Annotated in this window: 24 protein-coding genes; 8 read left to right on the plus strand and 16 right to left on the minus strand. The window is 50.1% G+C overall.

Annotated elements, in window-relative coordinates; translation table 11 throughout:
• Nucleotides 1-223: 223 nt before the first annotated feature.
• Nucleotides 224-2,824 carry an aminopeptidase N gene (pepN, locus tag E4K71_RS13160; protein ID WP_135080290.1) on the minus strand — a complete coding sequence of 867 codons (2,601 nt, stop codon included), beginning with the start codon at nt 2,822-2,824 and terminating at the stop codon, nt 224-226.
• A 22-nt stretch (nt 2,825-2,846) separates the two neighbouring features.
• Entirely contained in the window at nt 2,847-3,611 is a 765-nt protein-coding gene (locus E4K71_RS13165; RefSeq protein ID WP_135080292.1) for an acyl-ACP thioesterase domain-containing protein, read from the minus strand.
• Nucleotides 3,612-3,679: 68 nt separating this feature from the next.
• Here E4K71_RS13165 and E4K71_RS13170 point away from each other — a divergent pair, with 68 nt between their 5' ends.
• On the plus strand, nt 3,680-4,096 hold the full coding sequence (locus E4K71_RS13170; protein ID WP_135080294.1) for an OsmC family protein: 417 nt from the start codon (nt 3,680-3,682) through the stop codon (nt 4,094-4,096).
• Here the strand turns inward: E4K71_RS13170 and cobM are convergent.
• From cobM to E4K71_RS13205, 7 genes are all read right to left on the minus strand, one after another.
• A complete protein-coding gene (cobM, locus tag E4K71_RS13175; RefSeq protein WP_135080296.1) occupies nt 4,093-4,854 on the minus strand; it encodes a precorrin-4 C(11)-methyltransferase in 762 nt (253 codons plus the stop codon). The two genes, E4K71_RS13170 and cobM, sit on opposite strands and share 4 nt — an antisense overlap.
• A complete protein-coding gene (cobJ, locus tag E4K71_RS13180; protein WP_135080298.1) occupies nt 4,851-6,665 on the minus strand; it encodes a precorrin-3B C(17)-methyltransferase in 1,815 nt (604 codons plus the stop codon). The genes cobM and cobJ overlap by 4 nt, the downstream gene beginning before the upstream one ends.
• On the minus strand, nt 6,662-7,366 hold the full coding sequence (gene cobI / locus E4K71_RS13185) for a precorrin-2 C(20)-methyltransferase (protein ID WP_135080300.1): 705 nt from the start codon (nt 7,364-7,366) through the stop codon (nt 6,662-6,664). Before cobI ends, cobJ begins: the two co-directional genes overlap by 4 nt.
• A 6-nt stretch (nt 7,367-7,372) precedes the next feature.
• Entirely contained in the window at nt 7,373-8,563 is a 1,191-nt protein-coding gene (cbiE, locus tag E4K71_RS13190) for a precorrin-6y C5,15-methyltransferase (decarboxylating) subunit CbiE (RefSeq protein WP_135080302.1), read from the minus strand.
• Nucleotides 8,560-10,110 (minus strand): precorrin-8X methylmutase, encoded by a 1,551-nt coding sequence (locus E4K71_RS18465; RefSeq protein ID WP_240796809.1) that lies wholly within the window; start codon nt 10,108-10,110, stop codon nt 8,560-8,562. The genes cbiE and E4K71_RS18465 overlap by 4 nt, the downstream gene beginning before the upstream one ends.
• A gap of 89 nt (nt 10,111-10,199) precedes the next feature.
• Nucleotides 10,200-11,156: a sirohydrochlorin chelatase gene (locus tag E4K71_RS13200; RefSeq protein WP_135080331.1), complete on the minus strand. Its 957-nt coding sequence runs from the start codon at nt 11,154-11,156 to the stop codon at nt 10,200-10,202.
• Between the two features lie 226 nt (nt 11,157-11,382).
• The gene (locus E4K71_RS13205; RefSeq protein WP_135080333.1) at nt 11,383-13,788 is read right to left on the minus strand and encodes an ATP-binding protein; all 2,406 of its coding nucleotides are present in this window, start codon (nt 13,786-13,788) and stop codon (nt 11,383-11,385) included.
• A 118-nt stretch (nt 13,789-13,906) separates the two neighbouring features.
• Between E4K71_RS13205 and E4K71_RS13210 the strand changes: the two genes are divergently transcribed.
• Entirely contained in the window at nt 13,907-14,167 is a 261-nt protein-coding gene (locus tag E4K71_RS13210; RefSeq protein WP_135080335.1) for a 4a-hydroxytetrahydrobiopterin dehydratase, read from the plus strand.
• Here E4K71_RS13210 and E4K71_RS13215 read toward each other — a convergent pair.
• Both E4K71_RS13215 and E4K71_RS13220 read right to left on the minus strand, forming a co-directional pair.
• Entirely contained in the window at nt 14,164-14,457 is a 294-nt protein-coding gene (locus E4K71_RS13215; protein ID WP_135080337.1) for a hypothetical protein, read from the minus strand. The genes E4K71_RS13210 and E4K71_RS13215 overlap by 4 nt on opposite strands.
• Nucleotides 14,457-15,008 (minus strand): EndoU domain-containing protein, encoded by a 552-nt coding sequence (locus tag E4K71_RS13220; protein WP_167730541.1) that lies wholly within the window; start codon nt 15,006-15,008, stop codon nt 14,457-14,459. The genes E4K71_RS13215 and E4K71_RS13220 overlap by 1 nt, the downstream gene beginning before the upstream one ends.
• Here E4K71_RS13220 and E4K71_RS13225 point away from each other — a divergent pair.
• Nucleotides 15,007-15,168: a YqaE/Pmp3 family membrane protein gene (locus E4K71_RS13225; RefSeq protein ID WP_135080341.1), complete on the plus strand. Its 162-nt coding sequence runs from the start codon at nt 15,007-15,009 to the stop codon at nt 15,166-15,168. The genes E4K71_RS13220 and E4K71_RS13225 overlap by 2 nt on opposite strands.
• A 119-nt stretch (nt 15,169-15,287) precedes the next feature.
• Here the strand turns inward: E4K71_RS13225 and folD are convergent, their stop codons facing one another.
• The 4 genes from folD to E4K71_RS13245 all read right to left on the minus strand — a co-directional run bounded on the left by folD (nt 15,288) and on the right by E4K71_RS13245 (nt 17,416).
• Complete coding sequence (folD, locus tag E4K71_RS13230; protein WP_135080343.1) at nt 15,288-16,184, minus strand: bifunctional methylenetetrahydrofolate dehydrogenase/methenyltetrahydrofolate cyclohydrolase FolD; 897 nt, start codon at nt 16,182-16,184, stop codon at nt 15,288-15,290.
• A complete protein-coding gene (locus E4K71_RS13235) occupies nt 16,177-16,503 on the minus strand; it encodes a DUF167 family protein (RefSeq protein WP_135080344.1) in 327 nt (108 codons plus the stop codon). Before E4K71_RS13235 ends, folD begins: the two co-directional genes overlap by 8 nt.
• Nucleotides 16,500-16,802, minus strand: coding sequence for a YggT family protein (locus E4K71_RS13240; RefSeq protein ID WP_167730543.1), 303 nt, complete (start codon nt 16,800-16,802; stop codon nt 16,500-16,502). The genes E4K71_RS13235 and E4K71_RS13240 overlap by 4 nt, the downstream gene beginning before the upstream one ends.
• A gap of 101 nt (nt 16,803-16,903) precedes the next feature.
• Complete coding sequence (locus E4K71_RS13245; RefSeq protein WP_135080346.1) at nt 16,904-17,416, minus strand: hypothetical protein; 513 nt, start codon at nt 17,414-17,416, stop codon at nt 16,904-16,906.
• Nucleotides 17,417-17,785: 369 nt separating this feature from the next.
• Between E4K71_RS13245 and E4K71_RS13250 the strand changes: the two genes are divergently transcribed.
• From E4K71_RS13250 to meaB, 4 genes are all read left to right on the plus strand, one after another.
• The gene (locus tag E4K71_RS13250; protein ID WP_135080348.1) at nt 17,786-18,553 is read left to right on the plus strand and encodes a PhoH family protein; all 768 of its coding nucleotides are present in this window, start codon (nt 17,786-17,788) and stop codon (nt 18,551-18,553) included.
• 274 nt (nt 18,554-18,827) lie between these two features.
• Nucleotides 18,828-20,798 carry a methylmalonyl-CoA mutase family protein gene (locus tag E4K71_RS13255; protein ID WP_135080350.1) on the plus strand — a complete coding sequence of 657 codons (1,971 nt, stop codon included), beginning with the start codon at nt 18,828-18,830 and terminating at the stop codon, nt 20,796-20,798.
• 5 nt (nt 20,799-20,803) lie between these two features.
• A complete protein-coding gene (scpA, locus tag E4K71_RS13260) occupies nt 20,804-22,996 on the plus strand; it encodes a methylmalonyl-CoA mutase (protein WP_135080352.1) in 2,193 nt (730 codons plus the stop codon).
• 104 nt (nt 22,997-23,100) lie between these two features.
• The gene (meaB, locus tag E4K71_RS13265; RefSeq protein WP_135080354.1) at nt 23,101-24,141 is read left to right on the plus strand and encodes a methylmalonyl Co-A mutase-associated GTPase MeaB; all 1,041 of its coding nucleotides are present in this window, start codon (nt 23,101-23,103) and stop codon (nt 24,139-24,141) included.
• Here meaB and E4K71_RS13270 read toward each other — a convergent pair whose 3' ends face one another.
• On the minus strand, nt 24,142-24,540 hold the full coding sequence (locus E4K71_RS13270; protein ID WP_135080356.1) for a helix-turn-helix domain-containing protein: 399 nt from the start codon (nt 24,538-24,540) through the stop codon (nt 24,142-24,144).
• A 96-nt stretch (nt 24,541-24,636) separates the two neighbouring features.
• Here E4K71_RS13270 and tmpT point away from each other — a divergent pair, with 96 nt between their 5' ends.
• Entirely contained in the window at nt 24,637-25,275 is a 639-nt protein-coding gene (gene tmpT, locus E4K71_RS13275; RefSeq protein WP_135080358.1) for a thiopurine S-methyltransferase, read from the plus strand.
• Nucleotides 25,276-25,308 lie beyond the last annotated feature (33 nt).

Consider the following 25,308-nt stretch of genomic DNA (forward strand, 5'->3'; position numbering starts at 1 on the left):
ATTTGCGCCTGCTAGAAACCAAATCTGAAAATTTAAAAGTTTGGGATTCTCTATCGCGAGGAATGGGGTGTCTGCAAGATCCTTATACGAAAGAACAGAAAATAAAGTGTATTTTGCCATGCATATGGCGGACTATTCCTGTTGTACTCAATTCTTAATTGATTTTTATTGATATATTAGATTTTAATTTCATAAAATTGAACGAATCTAATACGCAACCACATTAGCCTAACGATTTACTCGCCATTTCAAAGGTATCTTTGGACAATCCATCCGTGTCGATAATCCGTTGCAATTGCGCCTTCATCAAGACTTGGCGGGCTTCCTCAAAACGACGCCAGCGCCCCAGCGGAGCCACCATGCGCGCTGCAATTTGCGGATTGATTTTATCCAGTTCCAAAATCCGGTCTGTATGAAAAGCATACCCTGAACCGTCTGCTGCATGATAATGAAGCTGGTTGGCATGGGCAAAAACAGCGATAAGGGAGCGTACCTTGTTCGGGTTTTTAATGGAAAAGGCTTCATGACCTAGCAGGGATTTCACCTTATCCAGAGTGGATGGCAACGACGACATGGCCTGAACCGCCAACCATTTATCCACCACCAGCGGGTCATCCTGATAGCGGTTATAGAAATCTTTCAACGCCTCTTCACGGGCATCAATATCCATATTGGACAGGATACCCAACGCCGCCATGCGGTCTGTCATATTATCGCCATTGTGATATTGCGATGTCAGCAAGCCCAAACAGGCCGGATCATCCAGTTCTGACAGATAGGCCAGACAGATATTTTTCAGGGATCGCTGACCTGCCGATTTCGCATCGGGTGAATAAGGTGCATCACTGCGCAAAACACGTAATCTGTCGAGCAGGTCCTCTTGCAAATCATGGGCAATAAACCCACGCAAGGCTTCGCGTGCCCCATGAATGGCATCCACATCAATCACGTCCATCTGTTCAGCCAAATAGCTTTCTGTGGGTAATTGTAAACAAAGGGCGATAAATTCAGCATCCAGTTGCTCGTTCAATAATGTTTGGCGCAATGCTTCAATGAAACTTGCATCTTTTTCAAACGCTTTGCCCTGTTGATGGGCCGCAATCATATCCAGCAACAACTGTGTGCCGTAAGCCTGGGCCGCTTCCCAACGGGCAAAGTCATCCCTGTCATTTGCCATCAAAAAGGCAAGCTCATCTGCCGGGTAATCAGCCTTCAGCTTAATCGGGGCGGAAAAATCACGGTTCAGTGAGACAACAGGCTGTTCTTTAATATTTTCAAAAGTAAACGTTTGTTCAGCCTCTTTCAGCGAAAGGACCTCTGCAACCAAATCTTGCCCATCGGCCCCGACAAGCCCGATGGAAATCGGCATATGCATCACCTCTTTCGTCTCTTGCCCCGGTGTGGCCTCCATATGCTGGGCCAGTGTCAGGCTAAATTTCTGCGCAGCCTCATCATACGTCCAGTTGGCCGTAATTTCCGGTGTACCTGCCTGAGAATACCATAACTTAAACTGGCTCAGATCAATACCAGAAGCATCACTCATCGCAGCGGCAAAATCATCACAGGTCACGGCCTGACCATCATGGCGTTCAAAATACAGCTTCATCCCTTTTTGGAAATTCTCTTCTCCCAGCAAGGTATGCATCATGCGGATGACTTCTGATCCTTTGTTATAGACAGTCGCCGTATAGAAGTTATCAATGGCCATATAGCTATCCGGGCGCACCGGATGGGCCAAGGGGCCAGCATCTTCGGGGAATTGCCCCGCGCGTAAGATTTTCACGTTGGAGATACGTTCACAAGCCCGTGAACGCATATCAGAAGAAAATTCCTGATCGCGAAAAACCGTCAGCCCTTCTTTCAAGGAAAGCTGGAACCAGTCACGGCATGTCACCCGGTTGCCCGTCCAGTTATGGAAATATTCATGGGCGATCACTGCTTCAATCCCAGCATAGTCCGTATCGGTCGCCGTATCAGATTTTGCCAGCACATATTTGGTGTTAAAGACATTAAGCGATTTATTTTCCATCGCCCCCATATTGAAATCAGAAACAGCCACAATGTTATAAAGGTCCAGATCATATTCCAGACCAAAGCGCTCTTCGTCCCATTTCATTGACGCCTTCAGGCTTTCCATCGCCCAGCCACAGCGGTCTTCATTGCCATGTTCCACAAAGATACGCAGATCAACTGAACGACCGGAAAGGGTGGTAAATGTATCTTTCACACAGGCCAGATCCCCCGCAACCAAAGCAAACAGGTAGCTTGGCTTCGCAAACGGGTCTTCCCACACAGCGGCATGCTGGCCGTCTTCCAGTTCTGTCTCGCTGATCAAATTGCCGTTGGACAACATCACCGGGCAGGTTTCTTTATCCGCAACAATTGTCACCGTATAAGGTGCCATGACATCGGGGCGGTCCTGAAAATAGGTGATCCGGCGAAAACCTTGTGCCTCACACTGGGTGCAATAATTGCCACTGGACTGATAAAGGCCACTAAGCTGCGTGTTGCCTTTGGGGTCAATCTCGGTTTCCACCACCAGCTCAAAACGTTCTGGCACATTCGGGATGATCATTTGGTTATCGGCAATTTCATAATCACCGTCTTCCAAAGTGCGACCATCCAGGGCAATATTTAACAAGGTGAGGTCTTCCCCATCCAAAACCAGCGCTGCCCCCACCTCATTATTGGCGTAATAAGTGGTGGCACACAGCACGCGTGTGCTTTCAGCTTCCAGATCAAAGACAAGCTCGACATTTTCCACCAGATAATCAGGCGCAGCATAATCTTCCAAACGAATGGTCTTCGGTTGATCGGTTTTCATAAGGGCTATTCTTTCTTAAGAGTTATCTGGTGATATGGGCACGGATCAATTCCTTGGCCCCGTGGGACGACAGCAAGACACAACTGTCATGTTCGCTAAGCTGTTCAACCTCGGCCTGAACACTGTCGTTTAATGTACATTCATTGCGAAACACAATATCCAGCGCACTGGGCTGAAAAGGATGGCGTACCTTTTCAGAAGCTGCGCTTAAGGCCCATTCAATCAGTTTGGTGTTATTGACATGGTTATATAAATCCAGATCACCCAAACGCGGTTTGAATGGTTCTTGCGGGATGCCCAGTAATGGCTTTTCAATGGTGCGACGTTGAAAGTCAATCGGCTTTGGCCCGGCATCAGGCATGCGAGCCTGTACAAATTCCGGCCATTCAGCAATGGCACGTTCCTTCAAATCAAACAGGGCAAAGGTAGAAAGGGCACAGGCAATCACCATGTTATTTTCATCACGAAAACGATAAAACCGATGACCAAATTTACCTTGCACGCCTGCATACCAGGTCTCAACCGCAACCGCGTCGCCTTTATGGGGATAATGGCGTACAAAAATCGCAAGGCGGGCTAGAACCCAGGCCAGCTCTGTCCCCTTTAGCGCCTCCATTCCCAAATTCAACAAAGAGGAATTGCGAAAGGCACTTTCCTGTAAATATTCAGCCATCGAACAAATGGAAAAAAGCCCGTTGGGGCAAATTTCAGAGACACGGACATGATAAATTTCCTGCCCCAGTGTGGGCGGGGCAACAGCGCTGTCTACTTTGGCCCAATCAATCATACGTCTTTCCTTTTTTTTCTTTTATGATATGTAGGGATTAGATGAAGTTCAAGTCAAGGATTGAAGCAATGACAACTCGGGTAAAATGGGTGAAAGATCGTGTGTTCGAAGGCACAAGCAGCAGCGGCCATAGCGTCGTGATGGAAGCCAAAGGCCCCGGTGAAGGCAGCGTTGGCCCCAGCCCGATGGAAATGCTCTTGCTTGGTATGGGCGGCTGTACGACCTTTGATGTGGTTCATATTTTAGGCCGTATGCGCGAAGATGTAGCCGACTGCGAAGTCGAAATTGACGGCACACGCGCAGATGAAGACCCGAAGGTCTACACCAAGATTCATGCGCATTTTAAAGTCTCAGGCCGTGCCTTAAAGGAAAAAAAAGTCAAGCAAGCCGTGGAAATGTCAGCGGAAAAATACTGTTCTGCCTCCATCATGCTAGGCGCAACTGCCGAAATCACCCACGACTTTGAAGTGATTGAACTGGATTAAGCCTTTTTCTCACGCAACACGTGGGTATGATCCACATCATAAAGTTTGCTGTCGGTGAAATCTTCTGCCCCTAACACATGGCCGACAAGGATCAAGGCCGTACGGGTAATGCCGCTATCTTTCACCTTGGCACGAATATCAGAAAGCGTGCCATGGATGAAGGCTTCATCGGGCCAAGAGACACGATAGGCCACCACAACTGGGCAATCCTCGCCATAATGGGGCACCAAGGTATCGACCACATGTTTCAGGTTATTCACTGAGAGGTGGATCGCCAGTGTCGCCCCAGTTTGGCCGAACATTTCCAATGTTTCATTATTCGGCATCTTGCTTGATCGCACGGCTGTGCGGGTCAACACGATGGACTGGGACACATCCGGCAAGGTCAATTCTGTTTTCAACGCCGCAGAAGCCGCGGCATAAGCCGACACACCCGGCACCACTTCATAATCAATATCCAGCTTATCCAAACGGCGCATCTGTTCAGCAATCGCCCCATAAAGACACGGGTCCCCACTATGCACACGGGCCACATCATGGCCGTCTTTATGGGCGGCTTCGATCTCGGCAATGATTTCATCCAGATGCATCGGGGCGGTATCTTTGACCACAGAAGCCTTATCAGCCTGGGCGACAATGCCTTCGGGCACCAAAGAGCCTGCAAACAAAACAACCGGCGCTTCTTTAATGATGTTGAGGCCACGAACTGTGATCAGGTCCGGGGCACCCGGCCCTGCGCCAATGAAATAAACCGTCATGATGCCACCTTCATTTTCTTTTCATAGCCACGCGGCGTATAAACCCACTTGTTCACACCACGTTCAATCACCCGGCTTTGGCTTGAACCGACCAAAACCATGGTCAGCATATCAGCGTGATCAGAGGTCAACTCACCCAAGGTAATCACTTCTAAGCTTTCCGTTGCCCGACCAAGGTTACGCCCCAACACAACAGGGGTTTGTGGCGGACGACCTGTCAGCAAAATATCGCGTGCACGTTCAATCTGTGTAACCCGGCGTTTGGAACGCGGGTTATAAAAGGCCACAACGAAATCGCCATCTGCTGCGGCCTTGAGGCGACGTTGAATATCCTCCCACGGTGTCAGCAAGTCAGACAAGGAAATGGTACAGAAATCATGGTTGATCGGTGCGCCAATGCGTGCAGCACAAGCTTGCAGGGCCGAAATTCCCGGGGCCACATCCACCTGCAAACGGTTCCATTCCGGCTTGTTTTCCTTATCCAGCAGTTCAAAGGCCAATGTGGCCAGGGCATAAATCCCGGCGTCCCCGGAACAAACCAGACAGACACGCTTGCCTTGAGCCGCCAGATCCAGCGCGATACGGGCACGTTTTTCTTCATTGGCAAGGCCACTTTCATGGCGATCTTTGCCCACGATCAAATCTTCAACCAGATCAAGATAAAGCCCATAGCCCACCACATCAGTGGCATCACGCAAAGCTTGCGTGGCTTGAGGCGAGCGCCATTCATCACTGCCCGGACCAATCCCGATGATAGACAGATAGCCCTGCGCACGTCCCAGTGCACCGGGCTGTAGATCAACAGGTGAACGGGCAATGGCGCAGGTGGCTTTATCAGTCTTTTGTTTTTCAACGACCAGCTCACCCAAACCGCCAACTGCGGCCAGTGCGGCACCTTCGGCCACACCGTGACAGCCGACTTCGTTATAAACCACATCAGATGGGTTTTTCAGGCGCGGTTGTTGGGCATCCAGTTCTTGCGGGGTAAAGAAACGTGCAGGCACGCCCAATTCCTCAGCCAGTGCATGAACGGCCACTTCATCAGCTTTCACATCCACCGACACAACACAGCCGACAGACTGTTTGGTCAAGCCAGCGCCTTCCAATGTCTTCATCACATGATCAATAAGATGTTGTGGCGGGCAGTTACGCTCACAGCCAACACCCAAGGCCAAAACAGGCGGGTGATAGAGCAGCTCATTGCCATCAGGTTCCACATCGCGATCAGAAATACGAATGCGCGGGAAACCTTCTTCTTCGAAGCTGAGGCCCTTTTCCTGAAGCCAGCTGCTTTCGCCTGCTTCTTGTTCCAAGGCAACCGGGTCGTTGTTCAACAAGGCAGCCGCAATATCCTTGGCCTGATCCGGGTTGGAAATGCGCCAGCCTTGCGGCGGTTCATCCAGTGCTAGACCGAAGTTCAGCTCACCTGCTGTCGTAATCGCCGCAGCACCATCCAGAATATCAGCAATCCAGCGCGCCAGCTCGTTTGCACCATGATGCCCACCTAAAAGCGGCACGGCACAAGAGGCATCTTCGGCCACAGCAACCACGGGCGGTTCAACCCATTTATCGGCCAGAAGCGGGGCTAATGCGCGGATCAAAATACCACTGGCGCAAATCCCGATAATCGGGCGACCTTGACGAAATAAGGACTTCACATGCTCAATGGTATTGTCAAACGTTATGGCACAATCCGGTAAGCGTTTTTTCAGGCCGTGGATTTCCACATCACCCATGGTTTGGGCCAGCTCGTCAGCCAGTTGATATCCGCCAACTGACAGGCAGAGAATTACAGGGGTCTTTTTAGTCATGTCCACGCCTCGCCGCGTTTATGTACGATAATCATTGAAAAATAAGGGGCTTTGTCAAAATCAGCCTCATCTAAGGGCATCATTTTCTGGTTATCCATAGTCGCATGCTCGATATAATAAGCATTCTCGCTGATCCCGAGGGTGGAGAGCACATCACGCACCTTGGTAAAATGGCGACCGACTTTCATAATGATGGCCGCATCACAGTGTTGTAAACGCACCATTAAATCTTCGGCTGGCAAGGGGGCTGGCAAAACGGTCAGCACATCATAGCGCGACGTGATCGGCACCCCCAATTGCGCGCAACTTGCCATGGCCGAAGACACACCGGGGACCACCACGGTTTCAAAACGATCTGCCAGACGGCCATAAAGATACATGAAGGATCCAAAGAAAAACGGGTCCCCCTCACACAGCACGGCCACATCATGTCCGGCTTCTAATTCCTTGGCAATTTCCACACTGTATTTGTCATAGACATCATTGGCGGGAAACTTGCCCGGAATCATCGGGGTTTCAATCACGATCTCTTTTTGATTGCCCGGCAAGTGGCTTTCTACAATAGCGCGCGCCAGTGACGGTTTACCTTCGGGGGCCGGATAAGCCAGCACGGGGGCGGCTTGCATAATCTTTAGCGCCTTCAGCGTAATCAAATCCGGGTCGCCCGGACCGATGCCCAGACCATAGAGTGTCCCACTCATCTTGCTTTATTCCTTAATCGCAGACAATTGCAACACCGGGGCCATGGGCTTGAGTGCAGTCAATCGTCCGACATGTTCTTCACGGGAAATGGCAATGCGTATCAATTGCCCCCCGATTTTCTCGGCAAAATGCAACATTTCACGCTCTGCCTCAAGTGTTACTGTGTTCGCCACCAATCGCCCCCCGATAGGCAAGGCATTCCAGCAGGCTTCCAACACCCCTTTTTTCGAAATCCCACCCCCGATGAAAATGGCATCTGGTGTAGGCAACCCCCCCAAGGCTTCGGGGGCGCGACCATCAACAATTTCCAATGTGGGCACCCCAAGACTGGCGCCATTATGGGCAATCATGGAACGACGATGATCATTTTGTTCAATGGCAAGGGCCTGACAGGTGGGATGAGCCCGCATCCATTCAATGGCGATGGAGCCACAGCCTGCACCCACATCCCACAGCAATTCACCGGGTTGCGGGGCCAATGTGGATAAGGTAACAGCGCGCACTTCGCGTTTGGTCAATTGCCCATCATGTTCAAACAGATCATCACCCAGACCCGAGGTCAGGGGCAAACAACGCGCGCCTGTTCCGGCCTTACAGTCAATGGCAATGGTGTTGAGATCAGCAGTCTGTGCGGTCCAGCCTGTGGCTGTGCCTTCCAGACGTTTTTCATCCTCCCCCCCCATATGTTCAAAAACCGTAAGGTGCGAGTCGCCATAGCCATATTTCGCCAGCAGGTCGGCAACCTCAATCGGGGATTTACCATCCCGGCTCAAGACCAGAATTTTCACCCCATCGGCGATATAACGGTTCAGACTTTCAAGCGCGCGACCATGGATGGTCATACAGACACAATCCTGCACCGCCCAGCCCATGCGCGCGGCCGTCAGTGAAAAAGACCCATTGGCCGGATGGATCATCAGCTCAGTGGCCTCAAAATGTTTCAGCAAAGTTGCGCCAATGCCAAACCACAGCGGTTCGCCACTGGCCAGCACCACAATGCGCTTATCCTGATTGGCCTTGATCTCGTCAATGCCTTTACCCAGCCCAACACCCCAGGAAATTTTACGTGCCTCGCTGTCCACCATTTCCAGATGGCGCACACCACCGACCAGAATTTCAGCCGTTTCAATCAATTGGCGTGCCGTTGGCTTGACACCCTCAAGGCCGTCTTCCCCAATTCCAATCACATGGATCATTGCGTAATCCCTTTCTTTGCCAAGGCATTCAGGGCAGAGGCCGCAATAGCACTGCCACCACGTTTGCCGCGCAAGGTAATATAGGGCACATCGATATCTTCGGCCAAGGCAATCAGGGTTTCTTTTGACTCCATCGCGCCGACAAATCCGACAGGACACGCCACGATCAAGGCAGGCTTGGCAAAGCGCCCATCCAGAATACCCTGGATCAAATGGAACAGAGCTGTCGGTGCATTACCGATGACGACAACAGAGCCTTCCAGCCAGTCCCCCCAAAATTCCACGGCTGCGGCAGAACGGGTTGTGCCCAGTTCTTCGGCCTTGGCAGGGGTGCGCGCATCATTGAGGGTACAAACCACCGGATTATGATGGGCCAGACGTTTGCGAATAATGCCGTGAGACACCATTTCCACATCCACCAAAATGGGACAGCCACTTTCCAGTGCCTCACGCCCCTTGGTCGCCGCCTCTTCACTGTAAGAAATATCCACGCCTACATCCACATCACCGCACGCATGGATCATGCGAATGGCGACTTCGCGCATTTCTTCTTCGAAACCGGAAACGTCGATATCCTGTTCAATCAACTGCTGGGATTTGCGATAGATATCATTGGGCAAGCGGATATAGCTATTGAGCCATTCCAGCGCCTGATCCTTTTCGCTTTTACCCACACCGAGAACCCAGCCTTCTTCACCGATTACAGTGACGCGTTCTTCTTCTGTGAGATTTTCATCCCCGCTAAAGAGCGCGGCCAGTTCCCCGATTTGATCCAGCTCACCATAATGACGCGCCATGGTACGCACCTGAACCGCATCCTTGGGCAATTCGGCCATAGACTGAACCTTGATTTGTGACGGGTAAATTTCAGCGAGGGTAACTTCGCCTAAATTATCCGCGGACAAGCCTGTTTCAAACGGCCAGACCTTAACGTAACCGTCTAACCACGGATGGTGGCGAAGGCGTTGCAAATGGGCAATCCCCATCATGGTTTGCGACCCAACACAGCCTGTACCCAACAACTGCCACACAGGTTTCACCCCGGAAATGCGCTGTTCACACAACCGCATCTCATTGGTCAGCGGGTTCATATAAGGTTTCTTGCTTTCCAGAAACTGGGTTTGCTGCGCCTTGGGACATCCCCAAAACGGGCCTGTCGTGCCGGAAATTTGCTTATTCAAATCAGCGGCCACAGCAAAGCGGTTGTTGTGATTATCCGCCCCATCCTTGATGCGTGCGGCCAGTTCTTTCCACACCCCGGCCCAGCTTTGATCTTTCAGACCCAAACTTGCGGCAAAATCTTTCGGATAACCAAAGGCGAAATCACAGCCGACCAACACTTTTAGACCACGCGCCACCTGATCATTGAGCAGGTCCGCCAATTCCGTCATAGCGGCCTCGCGGGTCGATGGATTTTTCAGTGCCACTTCCGTCAGCTTGGAGCCACGGCGTTCAATCAGACAATACCAGATACTGTCCGCCCCCATCTTCGGTGTGGAAGCAGCCGACCAGTCAACCATGATGTAGCTGTCAAAAAGGTGTGTCATAACCTAAACTGTCATCCTCGCGAATGCGGGGATCTTTTATATACGGATAAAGATCCCCGATCACGTCGGGGATGACGCCCTAATTGGGGTTACTTCTCATCCCCATGATGGTGATGATGGTGGTGACCATGATCATGACCGTGGTGGTGGTGATGGCCGTGTTCCCCATCGGTACCAATGCCCATCACATGATGGTGGTGACCAACCTGAGCCGTGCCCACTTCACCTTCATAGCCGATGATCTGTTCACGATATTTACAGAGCTGACAGTTCATGTCGTTGCCACCGTTGAGCATCTCTTCCACACGATCCACAAAGGTATCAATCACCAGCGGGTGATCTTTCAGATAACCTGCTTTGACAAATTCAATATCAGAATGGTTCGCCGCCACTTCATCAGTTTGTGTGTAAATGCGATCCACCAGAATGCCTGTAAACAGGAAGTAAGGGATCACAAGGATACGTTTGTATCCCAACTTGGCGGCATGCTCCAAACCTTCGGGCACACGCGGGAATGCCACGCCGGAATAACAAACTTCGCCCCAGCCAAAGCCCATACCTTCCCACAACATGCGCATCACCTTGGACACGTTGGAATTGGCATCACTATCATTGGTGCCACGACCGACAACCATCAACAAGGTATCTTTGCGTTCCACCTTATCCACGCAAGCGGCTTCAGCTTCTTCAATACGTTGCTTACAGACTTCAAGAAGGCGGCGATCAATAGCAAGTTCGCGGCCAAAACGCACATCGATTTCTTCATTTTCTGCGGCAAAGTTATTTACTTCGCTCGGCAAATCATTTTTCACATGACCTGCGGCAAACAACATGCCCGGTACACACAGAATTTGTTTTGCGCCACGTTCTTTCAGCTTGTCCAGCCCGGTGCGAATGATCGGTGTGGCAAATTCCAGAAAGCCGCTTTCCACATCGCGATCAGGGAAACGTTCGCGCAGGTTTTTGGCCAGCAGATTAAATTCTTCAACAGCATTGTCATCACGGCTACCGTGACCACAGATCATAATTGCAGGTGTATCGGACATGGACATAAATCTCTTACTCAGTGGGTGTTTTGCCTTACAGCATCAAACGAAAGGCCCTGCCTGAAAGCATCGGGCCGCCTGTTCCCTGTCATGTAGCCGTTTGCCAGACAAAGAGCAAGGAGATTGTTGGTCAGGAGAACAAATGTCCCCACTGTCGTCCTCGCACATACGGGGACCTTTATCACATGGATAGAGATTCCCAATCGAGTTGGGAATGACTTGTTTTTTAACGATCCGCCGCATGGGCCATTTCAAACCAGCGCCGGGTAAAAGCCATCAGGCGTACCGCCGCCAGGCGATTAATCGTTCCAATGGGATATTGCCTTTTTTCATCCAGCTCCCCGGCAGGTACTCCTGTGAGGATTTCAATCCCCTGATCAATGGTTTCCACCGGATAGATATGAAAATCGCCGCGCTCACACGCATCCACCACATCAGCGCGCAACATCAGATGTTTGACATTATCTTTCGGGATCAAGACGCCTTGTTCCCCATTAAGCCCACGGGCCATACAAACATCAAAGAACCCTTCGATCTTTTCATTCACCCCGCCAATGGCTTGCACGTGACCATATTGATCCACCGATCCGGTCACCGCCAGCGATTGCTTGATCGGCACATCAGCCAAGGCTGACAGCAAGCTGTAAAGCTCAGTTGATGAGGCACTATCGCCATCAATGTTGGAATAAGACTGTTCAAACACGATATTGGCGGTCAAAGACAGTGGGCGGTCTTTGGCAAACCGATGGGCCAAAAAGGAGGTCAGGATCAACACCCCCTTGGAATGAAGCGGACCGCTTAGGGCAACTTCGCGTTCAATATTAACAATCTCGCCACGGCCCATGCGCACCGTACAGGAAATACGTGACGGACGGCCAAACATGAAATGATCAAGCTGTAAAACCGCCAACCCGTTGATCTGGCCGACAACCTCACCTTCTGTGTCAATATGAATGGTGCCACGATGAATTTCATCCAGAATGCGTTCGCGGATACGGTCAGAGCGATAGATTTTCGCATCAATGGCCTGCTCCACATGGGCTTTGGCAATAACTTTTTGCCCATCTTCGCGGGCCCAATAATCCGCCTCGCGCACCAGATCAACGATGGAGGCCATATGGGTGGTGAGCCGTTCCACATCTTCACACAAGCGTGAACCATGTTCGACCACACGCGCCACCCCGGATGGATCAAGCGGGCTTAACCCTTCCTGCTGCACCAAGGTCCCAATCAGGCGGGCATAAGTCTGTATTGTCTCATCACTACGTTCCATCTGATCATCAAAATCTGCCGCGACCTTAAACAGCTCATGAAAATCCGGGTCCAAGTGATTGAGCATATAATACAGGTAGGCATCGCCCAAAAGCACCACCTTGATATCCAGGGGAATGGGTTCTGGTTCCAACATCATGGTAGAACCTAATCCATAACTTTCCGCAGCCGATTCAATGCGGATGGATTGGGCATTTAAAATCCGTTTCAAAGCTTCCCAGGCAAAAGGCTGCATCAACAGCTTATGCACATCCAGCACCAAATACCCCCCATTGGCCTGATGCAAGGCCCCGGATTTAATCAGGGTAAAGTCTGTCACCTGCGTACCGTATGTGGCAATACTTTCAATACGCCCCACCACATTGGGTAAGGTGGGATGATCTTCTTCTACAATCGGTGCACCACAGCCATCAGCGCAATTATCAACAATCACATTAACCGAAAAGCGTCTGAAATCTTTTGGCTTTGCCCCTAAGATTGCCAAGCCCGCAGCCTCTTGCCCCTGTTCTTGCGGCAAAAAGTCATCAGCGGTTTCAATAACATCTTCTTCCACATCATCGAGATAAGCCTGCACCAGCTGATGATCTTCATAAGTCTTGCGCAGCTCGTTAATCTGATGTTCTACCGCAAACTGGGTCACTTCGCGGTTTAACTCACGTACGCTCAGGCGATATTCCTTTTCCATGCGTGGCAAGTCTTCAACAATCTGTGCCAGCTCACCTTCTAATTCATCAATGGCGCTCTTGCGGGCCTCCTGATCTTCTTCACTCAGTGCCTGAAATTCTTCCGGCTTTAAAATCGCCCCATCTTTTAACGGCACAAGGGCAAAGCCTGTCGGGGTGCGCAATAAACCGACATTTTTCTTTTCCCCACGTTCGCGAAAATCACCGAACGCTTTTTCCTGAATTTCTTTATATTTTTGTTCCAGACTATCGCGACGTTGGCGATATTCTTCTTGCTCAAACGCCTGGGGGATAGTCGCCTTAAGATCATCAACCAGCTGATCCATGGCATTGGCAAAACCACGCGCTTGGCCCGGGGGAAAGGAAATGGCCTTGGGCTTGTGGGGCAAGGTGAAATTATTGACATAAACCCAATCATTGGGCACGGCGCGATCGTGCGCTTTTTCTTTGAGCAAGCGCAAGACAAGGGAGCTTTTGCCTGTACCACGCGGACCAAAGGCAAACAGGTTATAGCCCAGACCTTTCATGCCAATAGCAAATTTAGCCGCGGCCAATGCACGATCTTGACCGACAAATTTATCCAGTTCTTTCAAGTCAGCCGTGGTCTTGAAATCAAACTGTTTTGGATCACAAACTCGATAGAGGTCTTTACGTTTTAACGCCTTAACAACACTCATCGCCCCCTCCTTTGAATTCAGGTTGTCCAGACACAAAGGTTTGTTTTTATAGGGATATTGTACTCTCTTTTTGGAAAAACTCAAAGCTTCCCTATATTAAGGATAAGGAGGCCCCATCATGATCGACATTTCACAACTTCCCCACTGGCAGGCTGTTGAAGGCCGCGATGCCATCACCCGTACCTTTACCTTTAAAAACTTTATGGAAGCCTTTGCCTTTATGACCCAGGTCGCCCTAAAGGCTGAAAAAATGAATCATCACCCGGAATGGTTCAATGTATATAACCGTGTCGAGGTCACACTGACCACCCATGATAGTGGCGGGGTCAGTGAAAAAGATATTAAACTGGCACAATTTATGGACGGGATTTCGCCCTAATCCCCAATAAAGACAATCCAGGCTTCAACCGCCTGAAAGAAAATATTGCGGCTGATTTGTTGGCTTTGGTCTCCCCCTTCCAGCGCGGTGATCGTCACAAACTTATCGTCAAAACTGACCGTATAGGCATTGGCGGTCCGTTCACCATGCTTGCGTTCCAGAAACTGCAACAACTCGACAGCAGCTTCTTTATCATCCTGCACATCACTTTCAAGAAAGTCAGCTAAAATCGCCAGCTCCTCACCAGCTGATGCACGAGGGTCATTATTTTCATCACGATAGAGTTTCATTATCTGTCTTTCCTATAAATCGGATAAGCGGTGTTAATCGCCCCATCCGGGCATGTTGCCGTCCCGCCTTTGGGACACAACCAACCTTCAATGGTGAAACCGATGGTACTGCGCCCGCGCCATTTGCCGCGTTTATCAATCCTGGACCCTTTATAGGCAAATAAAATCTGATCAACCACCTGCTTTTTGCTCAGTTGATCCGGAAAAAATGAAGAAAAAGCCTTACTGCGCCACACATCACGTTTTGCATCATAAATTTCCACCCGTGCGGTATAAACCCCTACCCGGTTCGGCCCGGATATGATCCCATCAACCTCGGCATGTTCCGGGTCACGACCAAAGGGACGGGCATGATAGCCCACAGGGCGTCCCTTTTTATTGATTTCCCCTTCAAAAATATGGGTGATGTTAATGGAAGGTTCAGTATCACTCCAATCAGCAGCCCAAGCAATTGGGGAAAAACAACATAAGAGAAAAGCAGCTTGCCAACCAAGCCGTGCTGCGCGTATGGTTTTATGAGGAAATAATAAAAGATTTAAAGGCGTACTCATGGATATCATCCGCATCATCATTGCTATTTTCATTCCCCCATTGGCGGCCTTTTTGACCGTGGGGATCGGTTTGCACTTCTGGCTCAACCTGATCCTGACGATCTTCTTCTTCGTCCCTGGTATGATCCATGCTTTATGGCTGGTGGTCAAAAATAAATAATAAAAAAAGCGGCCCTTTCCTAAAAAGAGGCCGCTTTTTTTAATCCATTCTCGTCATTCCCGACTTGATCGGGAATCCAGCTAGATCATCGGATCAAGCCCGATGATGACAGTTGAAGCTTAATCAATTTTCGGTTCTTCAACCTTATGCTGGCGACACGCCGCTGTCACCGTATTTGCCAGCAAACAGGCAATGGTCATCGGACCAACCCCACCCGGCACTGGCGTGATGGCACCGGCGACTTCTTTCACTTCTTCGAAATCTACATCACCCACCAACTTGGTCTTGCCGTCTTCTTTTTCAATGCGGTTAATCCCCACATCAATGACCACAGCCCCCGGCTTGATCCAGTCTTTCTTGATCATTTGTGCACGGCCAACCGCAGCCACCAAAATATCGGCACGACGGCATTCTTCTTCAATATCTTGCGTGCGTGAATGAACTGTTGTCACCGTACAGCTTTCATTGAGCAATAAAGCGCCCATAGGCTTACCAACAATATTGGAACGCCCCACAACAACGGCGCGTTTACCAGACAGACCATCTTCAAAATGATCTTGCAACATCATCAAACAGCCCAGCGGCGTGCAAGGCACCATGGCTTCATCAGCCCCTGTTGCCAGCAAACCTGTGTTGATCACATGGAAGCCATCCACATCTTTTTCAGGAGCGATGGCCGCAATGACTTTATCTTCGGCAATATGATCCGGCAGGGGCAGTTGCACGAGAATACCGTGAACTTCCGGGTTTTCATTGAGCCCATGAACCAACGTCAGCAGTTCCTGTTCAGAAATGTCAGGATCACGACGATATTCCAATGATTTCATACCGCATTCTTCGGTTTGCTTGACCTTATTGCGTACATAAACCTGGCTTGCCGGGTCTTCCCCCACCAAAACAACAGCCAACCCCGGTGTGAGGTTTTCATAGTCCTTGAGATACTGAACCTGTTTTGCAACACGGCTACGCACATTTTGTGCAAACAGTTTACCGTCAATGATTTTAGCGTCAGACATTGTTCTGCTTCATCCATTCTGTTAGTCGTTGTGTCAGGGCAGTTACATCGCCCCTTAACAACAGGGTTTTGTTCCGGCTGGTTTCACCAGCACGAATTTCGATATCAGACTTGGCTAATTTCCACTCTTTTGACAAAAGCTTGATCAGCGCAGCATTGGCCTTGCCTTTTTCAGGAACAGCCGTAACGGAAACCTTGAAGACCCCAGTGCCTTCGGCCTCTTCTTTCCATTCATTGATTGCATTCTTTTTTCCCTTGGGCGTCAGGCGCACACAAACACGTACACCGCCTTCCATAGGAACAAAGAGTTTTTCAATCATCCCACAAATTTAAACATCAACTGATGGATGACGTTTTGCAGGAAGAAAACAAGCAACAGCAAAATAATCGGTGAAAGATCAATCCCGCCCATGTTCGGAATAAACCCACGAATTTTGGACAAGACAGGCTCGGTCAATTTAGAACAGAGATCCCAAATAATACGCACAAACTGATTGCTGTAATTGATCACATTGAAATGGAACAGCCAGGACATCACCACAGCGATCACCACGACCAGTTCATAGATATTCAAGATCGCCAGCAAAACCTGGAACAAAGGTACGATAACGACGTCCATGGGAACCCCTTTTTCACCACGTCTTTTTATTACACTTAAGTTGGTCGCCAACCTATACCGGGAGTGACGGGAGTGCAAGTGATGTGTTGAAGGGCGCAGCTTTACTTGAACAGGTCGCGCGTCACCACCCCGACAAATTTGGTAAAGGCTTCAGAATCTGCGCGCACATCCTGATGAACCCAGCCGGAAATATCGCGATACACATCATCACCTACGCAGAACACAATGGAAAATGTCGGTTTATCCTGAGGGGTAGAGTCGGGCATCTCCCCTTTACACAAGCGATTGTTATTAAAATTTTTCGGTGGTGCAATCAGCCAGAACACCCGATAAGCAGGTGAATCTGCTTCTTCAATGCGGGTCGTTGCCTTAAACGGACGCCTTGCCATGCCCCGCTCCATCCCCTTAAGGATTACATCTGTGACGGCCTCAGCCTCAAAACCGGGGTAATTTCCCCGTACATCCACCAGTAAGGGGCCGCGCGATGTGGCGGTAAAGAAGTAATCATAGGTACTTTCACGCGCAGAATACATTTCCACATGACCATATGGCGCATCCTGTCCACAGGCTGCAACCCCCACCAAAGACGCCAATCCCGCCAAAAGTTTTTTCATCACGCAAAATCCTTTTTAAATCTCAATTTCTTGCCAGCTTACCCCAATCCAACAAGAAAGGCTAATACGAAAGAATATAGCGTTCTATATATGATTATTTTTTGACTAATTAAAAAAACACTGGAAACATGCGGAGTCGCACGGTAGAATCTTTTCATTAGAGTACGGATGTAAAGGAGATGCACATGCACCTTCTCAGCTCGCATGGTCTTGCCTATGCTGAAACTGCACCGCCCCCAACGCGGCGCCTTTCAGCCATCACCGTCTCTACCCTTTGTTTCATTCACACAAATATGTTGAAGATGTGCCTGCCTCCACCGCCTTTGTGGGGGCTTTTTTTATGGCATATCCTATTTTCAGGAGAGACCCATGGGTAAGCGCGCACGTAAAAACACCAAAGTTGATGCCGATGTCAGAGCCTTGTTTTTTGACGAACACCAACGTGAAGAAGAAATGAATAAAAAAGCATGGGACCCGATCAACGGGCACCGCACAGACTCTCCGAGGGATCAAAAATACGTCAAGAATGTCCGCCCCAGAAGCGACAATCAGGCCCAACTCATGCAAGCCATTGATGAACGCCATATGGTTGTTGCCCTTGGCCCGGCAGGCACCGGCAAAACCTACATCGCAGTTGCCAAGGCCGTGGAAGCCCTGGAAAATGGCAAGATCGAACGTATTGTCCTGTCACGCCCTGCTGTGGAAGCTGGGGAAAGCATCGGTTATCTACCCGGTGATATGGAAGAAAAACTCGCCCCTTACCTGCGCCCTCTTTACGACGCGCTCACTGATCGCTTAGGCAATCGCCGTCTCAAACAACTGATGACAAACGGCACCATTGAACTCGCCCCGGTTGGCTATATGCGCGGGCGCACGCTTAATAACGCCTTTGTGGTAATTGATGAAGCACAGAACTGCACCTACGGCCAGCTTAAAATGCTGATCACCCGTCTGGGCTGGAACGCCACCATGGTCTTAACAGGTGATCCGGACCAAAGCGACTTACTACCGGGCATTTCCGGACTGAAAGACATCGCAGATAAACTGGAACCCCTGGAAGACATCGCCACCATCCGCCTAAAAGACCGCGACATCGTACGCCACCCACTGGTTGCCAGTATTCTAACAGTTGTTTAACATAAGGTCTCTCTAACAAGTGCCCCCTCAGCGTCATTCTCAACTTGATTGAGAAACCAGCTAGACCCTTATATCAAGTACGAGGGCGACAAAGGCAGGAGTAACAAAATTACAAACTATTCTCCCCTTGCGAAACTTTTGCCATTTTCTTATAAGTCAGGTTACGAAAAATACTGGGATTATGACTATTCCCCTATAGCCAACGCGGGAATAATGTGGTAAATCGGTATTGTAATGCGTATTTATTTTTCGAAGTGTCTCGCAAAGGATTATCATGAGCGATGAACGTTTAGCCCTCGCGGCTGAATTTCCGGCGACTTCCGTAGAAGCCTGGAAAGAGTCTTTGGAGAAAGTTCTCAAAGGTGCCCCGTTTGAAAAGAAGATGGTTGTCAAAACCTATGATGGAATCGACATCCAGCCTCTTTATACACAAGCCGACTGGGATGCAGCTGGCAACCCGTCTGGTTTCCCGGGCAATGCCCCGTTTACCCGTGGTAATTCTGCACAAGGGCGCAGCGTTGATGGCTGGGATATCCGCCAGGTTCACGCCAATGCCGATAAAGCTGCCGCCAATGAACAAATCCTTGATGATCTGGAACGCGGTGTCACTTCCCTGATCCTGCAATTTGACGAAGCCGCGCGTGCGGGTAAGTCTGGTGCAGATGCAGGCGAGCTTGCCGGTCGCGGCGGGATCATGATCTATTCCAAAGAAGACCTCGCCGATGTGCTGGATGGTGTTCTCCTTGATCTGGCTTCCGTTTCTGTTGAAGCAGGTGCCCAAGCCAAGGCCGCAGCAGAAATGCTCAAAGGTCTGTGGGCTGATAAAAACATTGATGCCAAACAAGCCATGGGCGCGTTTAACGCTGACCCGCTGGGTAACCTCGCTGCAAATGGTGAATTACCACAGTCTGTGGAAGAAGCCCTGGCTGATCTTGGCGCACTGGCAAAAGAAACCTCTGAAACATACCCGCATGTCACTGCGGTAAAAGTTGATACCTCTGCCTATTACGGTGCAGGGGCAACGGAAACACAAGACCTCGCCATTGCACTGGCAACAGGTGTGGCGTACTTGCGTGCCATGACGGATGCGGGCCTAAGCGTTGATGATGCAGCCAAGCAAATCGTCTTTAGCTTCGCCAATGGCGCAGACGTATTCCCGAACATCGCGAAACTCCGTGCCGCCCGTTTCTTGTGGGCACAGGTTGTAAAAGCGTCTGGTGGTTCTGATGAGGCATGTGCCATGAACCTTCACGCGGCCACAGCAGCGCGTGCGCTTTCCAAGCGTGACCCATGGGTGAACATGCTGCGTGTGACAGCGACCTGTTTTGCTGGTGCCGTTGGTGGTGCAGATGCAATCACAGTTCTGCCGTTTGACCACCACTGCGGTGTCGCAGATGATTTTGCCCGACGCATTGCACGTAACACGCAAATCGTTCTGCAAGAAGAAAGTTCCCTGAACAAAGTGATCGACCCGGCGGGTGGGTCCTGGTTCATTGAAACCCTGACGGAACAATATGCTGAAAAAGCATGGAATATTTTCCAGAAGATCGAAGAAAAAGGCGGCATGGCTGCAATTATTCTTTCCGGTCACGTACAGGAAGCCATCGCAGACATCTGGGATGCCCGTGTGAAAAACATCGCCAAGCGTAAAGACCCGGTGACAGGCGTTTCTGAATTCCCGAATATTGCCGAAGAAGCCGTTGAGCGTAGCGAACCTGATTACGCCACCTTGATTGGTAAAATTGCCAATGCAGATCAGTCCATTGCTGATCTGGCTGTGTCCGGTGCAGGCGTGACAGCCCAAGCCCTTCCGGCACACCATCTGGCTGAAGATTATGAAAAACTGCGCGATGCAGCAGATGAGTATGCAGCGAAGAACGGTTCCTTGCCGAAAATCTTCTCTGCCAATATCGGCGCGATTGCCAAACACACAGCGCGTGCCACATTTGCCAAAAACTTCTTTGAAGCGGGCGGCATTCAGGCTGTAACCAACAACGGTTTTGCCACAGCAGAAGAAGCGGTTGCCGCCTTTAAAGAAAGCGGTGCAGAAGTCGCGGTTCTTTGTGGGTCCGATGACCAGTATGAAGAACTGGCCGCAGGTTTTGCTGGCAGCCTTAAGGCAGCGGGTGCCAAGAAAGTTTACTTGGCAGGTCGCGGTGAATTTGACGGTGTTGACGCAAGCGTCGGCATGGGTAGCGATGTACTTGCAACATTGCGCGATCTCCACACTGTTTTGGGAGTGTAAGATAAATGAGCACGATTCCTAATTTTGCAAATGTTGCACTGGATACATCCGGTCTGAACAAAGAACAAGTTGCCGACTGGAAAGGTCGCATCGAAGGCGAAACAGGTCAAAAGCTTGATGACCTGACATGGAACACACCGGAAGGCATCGGGGTTAAGCCGCTTTATACGCAAGAAGACCTCAAAGGTCTGGATAACCTTGAATCTGTACCGGGTTTTGCGCCCTTTAAACGCGGCCCCTATAACTCCATGTACACAACGCGTCCATGGACAATCCGCCAGTATGCGGGTTTCTCAACAGCTGAAGAATCCAACGCCTTTTACCGCCGCAACCTGGCTGCGGGTCAAAAAGGTCTCTCAGTTGCCTTCGACCTTGCCACACACCGTGGCTATGACTCCGATCACCCGCGTGTAACAGGTGACGTTGGTATGGCCGGTGTGGCCATTGACTCCATCTATGATACACGTACGCTGTTTGATGGTATTCCGCTGGATCAAATGTCTGTCTCCATGACCATGAATGGTGCGGTTCTTCCGGTTCTCGCCCTTTATGTTCTGGCGGCTGAAGAACAAGGTGTCAGCCCGGATAAACTGTCCGGTACCATTCAGAATGATATTCTGAAAGAATTTATGGTGCGTAACACCTATATCTATCCGCCGACCCCGTCCATGAAGATCATTTCCGATATCTTTGGCTTCACATCACGTGAAATGCCGAAATATAACTCGATCTCCATTTCCGGCTATCACATGCAGGAAGCGGGTGCGACAGCTGATCTGGAACTGGCGTACACACTGGCTGATGGTGTGGAATATATCCGTTCCGGTATTGAGGCTGGCCTGGATGTGGATGCCTTTGCACCACGCTTGTCCTTCTTCTGGGCAATCGGTACAAACTTCTTTATGGAAGTTGCCAAAATGCGTGCGGGCCGTATGTTGTGGTCTCGTCTGGTTAACCAGTTTAACCCGAAAAACACAAAATCACTGGCGCTTCGCACCCACTCCCAGACATCTGGTTGGTCACTGACAGCACAAGACGTGTTCAACAACGTAACGCGTACTTGTATTGAAGCCATGGCATCAAGCCAAGGTCACACACAGTCGCTGCATACAAACGCGTTGGACGAAGCCTTGGCCCTTCCGACAGACTTCTCTGCGCGTATTGCACGGAACACGCAAATCTTCCTGCAACAAGAAACTGGCACTTGTGATGTGATCGACCCATGGGGTGGTTCTTACTATGTTGAGAAACTGACCCAAGACCTGGCTGAAAAAGCCTGGGCACACATTCAGGAAGTGGAAGAACAAGGCGGTATGGCAAAAGCCATTGAAGCCGGCATTCCGAAGATGCGCATTGAAGAAGCTGCGGCACGTACACAAGCGCGCATCGACAGTGGTCGCCAGACCGTTGTGGGCGTGAACAAGTACCAGCTTGAAAACGAAGAAGCGATCGACGTTCTGAAGGTAGAAAACACCGAAGTACGTAAGTCCCAAATCGACAAGCTGAACCGCCTGCGTGCAGAGCGTAACGAAGATGCATGTCAAGCCTCTTTGGATGCCCTGACTGAATGTGCCAAGAGTGAAAACGGCAACCTGCTTGATCTGGCGATTAAAGCGGGCCGTGAGAAGGCAACTGTTGGTGAAATCTCCGATGCACTGGAAAAAGTCTATGGTCGCCATCAGGCAACCATCCGTACAATTTCCGGCGTTTACAAAAACGAGGTTGGTGAAATGAACGAGAAAGTCGAAGACGTAACAGCTCTCGTTAAGAAGTTCGAAGACTCAGAAGGTCGTCGTCCGCGTATCCTGATTGCCAAAATGGGCCAGGATGGTCACGACCGTGGTCAGAAAGTGATCGCGACAGCCTTTGCTGATCTCGGCTTTGACGTGGATATCGGTCCGCTGTTCCAGACACCGGAAGAAACAGCGCGTCAAGCGGTTGAAAACGATGTGGATATCGTGGGTGCTTCTTCACTGGCAGCTGGTCACTTGACCCTTGTCCCGCAACTGCGCGGCGAGCTGGAAAAGCTGGAACGTGATGACATCCTGATCGTTTGTGGTGGTGTTATTCCGCCGCAAGATTTCGATGCCCTTTATGAAGGTGGTGCAGAAGCAATCTTCCCACCGGGTACCGTCATTTCCGAAGCGGCCATCGATCTGATGAAAAAGCTGAACGAAGTTGTCGGTATTGAGGACTAAGTCCTAAGCCATTATTATGTCGTCCTCGCGAATGCGGGGGCCTTTATCCCTGTTGATGGAGGTCCCCACGTACGTGAGGACGACGTGTTTTTAAGAGGTAAACCATGAACGACATTGTGAATCATTCCGTAAAAAGAGGACCTGTTCGCCGCCGCAAGCAATTGAGCGTGGATGAATATGTACAGGGTGTTCTGGATGGTGATCGCACAATGATCGGACGCACCATTTCCTTGGTGGAAAGCACCTCGCCTAAATACCGTAAAATGGCGCAAGAGGTGTTGCTCAAACTCCTGCCTCACAGTGGCAAGGCCCATCGTGTCGGGATTACAGGCGTGCCCGGCGTGGGGAAATCCACCACCATTGAAGCCCTGGGCTGTAACCTGTGTGAAGCAGGCCATCGCGTGGCCGTGCTTGCTGTGGACCCGACCAGTTCAGTTTCCGGCGGCTCCATTCTGGGTGATAAGACCCGCATGAATAACCTTGCTATTCAGGAAAATGCCTTTATCCGCCCAAGCCCGTCGTCTTGTACGCTGGGCGGTGTGACAAAAATGACCCGTGAAACCATGATCGTCTGTGAAGCTGCTGGCTATGACGTGATCTTGGTAGAAACCGTTGGGGTCGGCCAGTCTGAAACCGTGGTGGCCGATATGGTCGATTTCTTCCTTGTTCTCATGCTGCCCGGTGCAGGTGATGAGCTGCAAGGCATCAAAAAAGGCGTACTTGAACTGGCCGATATGATTGCGGTCAATAAATCAGATGCCCCCAACGAAAAGCGTGCCAAGATGGCGGCGCGTGAATATAAAAATGCCCTTCACATCATGAAACCACAAAGCCCGAACTGGAACCCGCCTGTGGTGTGTATTTCCGGCCTGTCCAACATGAATTTGGATGAAATGTGGACCAATGTGGAAGAGCATCGCAGCAAACTGAGTGAGACGGGTGAGCTGAAAGAAAAGCGCACCGAACAGCAGTTCCGCTGGATGTGGGCCATGGTCGAAGACCGCCTGATGGAAGCCCTGAAAACCCATCCGGATGTGGTCGGGCAACTCGATACCATCCATGATGCCATCACCCATGACAAACTAACAGCAACCGTGGGTGCCCAGCGTATCCTTGATGCCTTTGGCCTGACCGATACGTTATAATCAGCGGCGTTTTCTTTTTTGCCCTTTCATAGCCAGTTCAACTTGGCGAAGAAAGTTTGGGCATTGAAAATGTGAGCTTTCCGGGCAGGCGGCAGCATGGCGCAAGCCATCACGCATGGCCGTCATTTGTTTGATATTGCGATCCAGCTCATCCGCTTTATCCAACAATTGCTGGCGATCAATTTGCGGGCCATCTTCGGTGAACATGGCGTCAATTTCATCCAGTGAAAAGCCTGCACTGCGCCCCAAGGCGATTAAGGCCAAACGATCCAACACGGATTTGTCAAACACCCGGCGCAACCCATTGCGTCCCACCGATTTGATCAGCCCCTTTTCCTCATAATAGCGCAGGGTTGAGGCTGGCAAACCGGATGCTTTTGAAACCTCCCCTATATCCATTTTAACTTTCCTGCATTTTTCCTATTGACCTCAAGTAAGCTTGAAGTTGTATGCTAACGCCAATTCAACAAAGACGCAAATTTGAAAGGTCAAAACATGGAAGCAGACTTTTGGCATGAATGCTGGGAAAAGAACCAAATCGGTTTTCACGAAAAAGAATTCAATTCCACACTGGTACACTATTTTGAAGAACTCCCTATTGGACAAGACGCACGTATCTTTGTCCCCTTATGTGGGAAAACACGTGATATTCACTGGCTTCTGTCACGCGGGTTTCATGTCTTTGGAGCGGAATTAAGCGAGATTGCGATCATTGATCTTTTCAAAGACCTCAACATCACTCCAAAAATCATAGAAAGCGGGGCGATGAAACAGTATCAAGGCGATCATATTGATATTTTTGTCGGGGACTTTTTTAAACTTGAACCCCAACAAATTGGCAAAATAGATGCTGTCTATGACCGGGGCGCTTTTGTTGCCCTGCCCGATGATATGCGCCAAAACTATTCGACCCATTTAATGGCGATCACACAAAAGGCCCCCCAGCTGCTTTTGGCTTTGGAATATGACATCAGCCTTTATCAAGGCCCGCCGTTTCATATTTCGCAAGAAGAAATCGAACACCATTACGGGAAAAACTATAACCTTGCTCTAAAAAATACCGTGCATCTTCCCGATGCCTTGCGCATTCCTGTTGATGAAAAAGGCTGGTTTCTCATGCCAAAAACATCCTGATGCACGGACAATAAAACATATAGGTTGATGCAA

It is taken from the genome of Terasakiella sp. SH-1, assembly GCF_004564135.1.
In the GTDB taxonomy this organism is placed as follows: domain Bacteria; phylum Pseudomonadota; class Alphaproteobacteria; order Rhodospirillales; family Terasakiellaceae; genus Terasakiella.

Coding starts and splice junctions, on each gene's coding strand:
- E4K71_RS13245 (WP_135080346.1), bottom strand. CDS start 17,416: ATGAAAAAACTTTTGGCGGGATTGGCGTCTTTGGTGGGGGTTGCAGCC.
- E4K71_RS13165 (WP_135080292.1), bottom strand. CDS start 3,611: ATGATTGATTGGGCCAAAGTAGACAGCGCTGTTGCCCCGCCCACACTG.
- E4K71_RS13205 (WP_135080333.1), bottom strand. CDS start 13,788: ATGAGTGTTGTTAAGGCGTTAAAACGTAAAGACCTCTATCGAGTTTGT.
- E4K71_RS13240 (WP_167730543.1), bottom strand. CDS start 16,802: ATGGACGTCGTTATCGTACCTTTGTTCCAGGTTTTGCTGGCGATCTTG.
- E4K71_RS13250 (WP_135080348.1), top strand. CDS start 17,786: ATGGGTAAGCGCGCACGTAAAAACACCAAAGTTGATGCCGATGTCAGA.
- E4K71_RS13255 (WP_135080350.1), top strand. CDS start 18,828: ATGAGCGATGAACGTTTAGCCCTCGCGGCTGAATTTCCGGCGACTTCC.
- cobJ (WP_135080298.1), bottom strand. CDS start 6,665: ATGACTAAAAAGACCCCTGTAATTCTCTGCCTGTCAGTTGGCGGATAT.
- E4K71_RS13210 (WP_135080335.1), top strand. CDS start 13,907: ATGATCGACATTTCACAACTTCCCCACTGGCAGGCTGTTGAAGGCCGC.
- E4K71_RS13220 (WP_167730541.1), bottom strand. CDS start 15,008: ATGAGTACGCCTTTAAATCTTTTATTATTTCCTCATAAAACCATACGC.
- cobI (WP_135080300.1), bottom strand. CDS start 7,366: ATGAGTGGGACACTCTATGGTCTGGGCATCGGTCCGGGCGACCCGGAT.
- E4K71_RS13200 (WP_135080331.1), bottom strand. CDS start 11,156: ATGTCCGATACACCTGCAATTATGATCTGTGGTCACGGTAGCCGTGAT.
- cobM (WP_135080296.1), bottom strand. CDS start 4,854: ATGACGGTTTATTTCATTGGCGCAGGGCCGGGTGCCCCGGACCTGATC.
- E4K71_RS13215 (WP_135080337.1), bottom strand. CDS start 14,457: ATGAAACTCTATCGTGATGAAAATAATGACCCTCGTGCATCAGCTGGT.
- scpA (WP_135080352.1), top strand. CDS start 20,804: ATGAGCACGATTCCTAATTTTGCAAATGTTGCACTGGATACATCCGGT.
- folD (WP_135080343.1), bottom strand. CDS start 16,184: ATGTCTGACGCTAAAATCATTGACGGTAAACTGTTTGCACAAAATGTG.
- E4K71_RS13235 (WP_135080344.1), bottom strand. CDS start 16,503: ATGATTGAAAAACTCTTTGTTCCTATGGAAGGCGGTGTACGTGTTTGT.
- tmpT (WP_135080358.1), top strand. CDS start 24,637: ATGGAAGCAGACTTTTGGCATGAATGCTGGGAAAAGAACCAAATCGGT.
- pepN (WP_135080290.1), bottom strand. CDS start 2,824: ATGAAAACCGATCAACCGAAGACCATTCGTTTGGAAGATTATGCTGCG.
- meaB (WP_135080354.1), top strand. CDS start 23,101: ATGAACGACATTGTGAATCATTCCGTAAAAAGAGGACCTGTTCGCCGC.
- E4K71_RS18465 (WP_240796809.1), bottom strand. CDS start 10,110: ATGACACACCTTTTTGACAGCTACATCATGGTTGACTGGTCGGCTGCT.
- E4K71_RS13270 (WP_135080356.1), bottom strand. CDS start 24,540: ATGGATATAGGGGAGGTTTCAAAAGCATCCGGTTTGCCAGCCTCAACC.
- E4K71_RS13170 (WP_135080294.1), top strand. CDS start 3,680: ATGACAACTCGGGTAAAATGGGTGAAAGATCGTGTGTTCGAAGGCACA.
- E4K71_RS13225 (WP_135080341.1), top strand. CDS start 15,007: ATGGATATCATCCGCATCATCATTGCTATTTTCATTCCCCCATTGGCG.
- cbiE (WP_135080302.1), bottom strand. CDS start 8,563: ATGATCCATGTGATTGGAATTGGGGAAGACGGCCTTGAGGGTGTCAAG.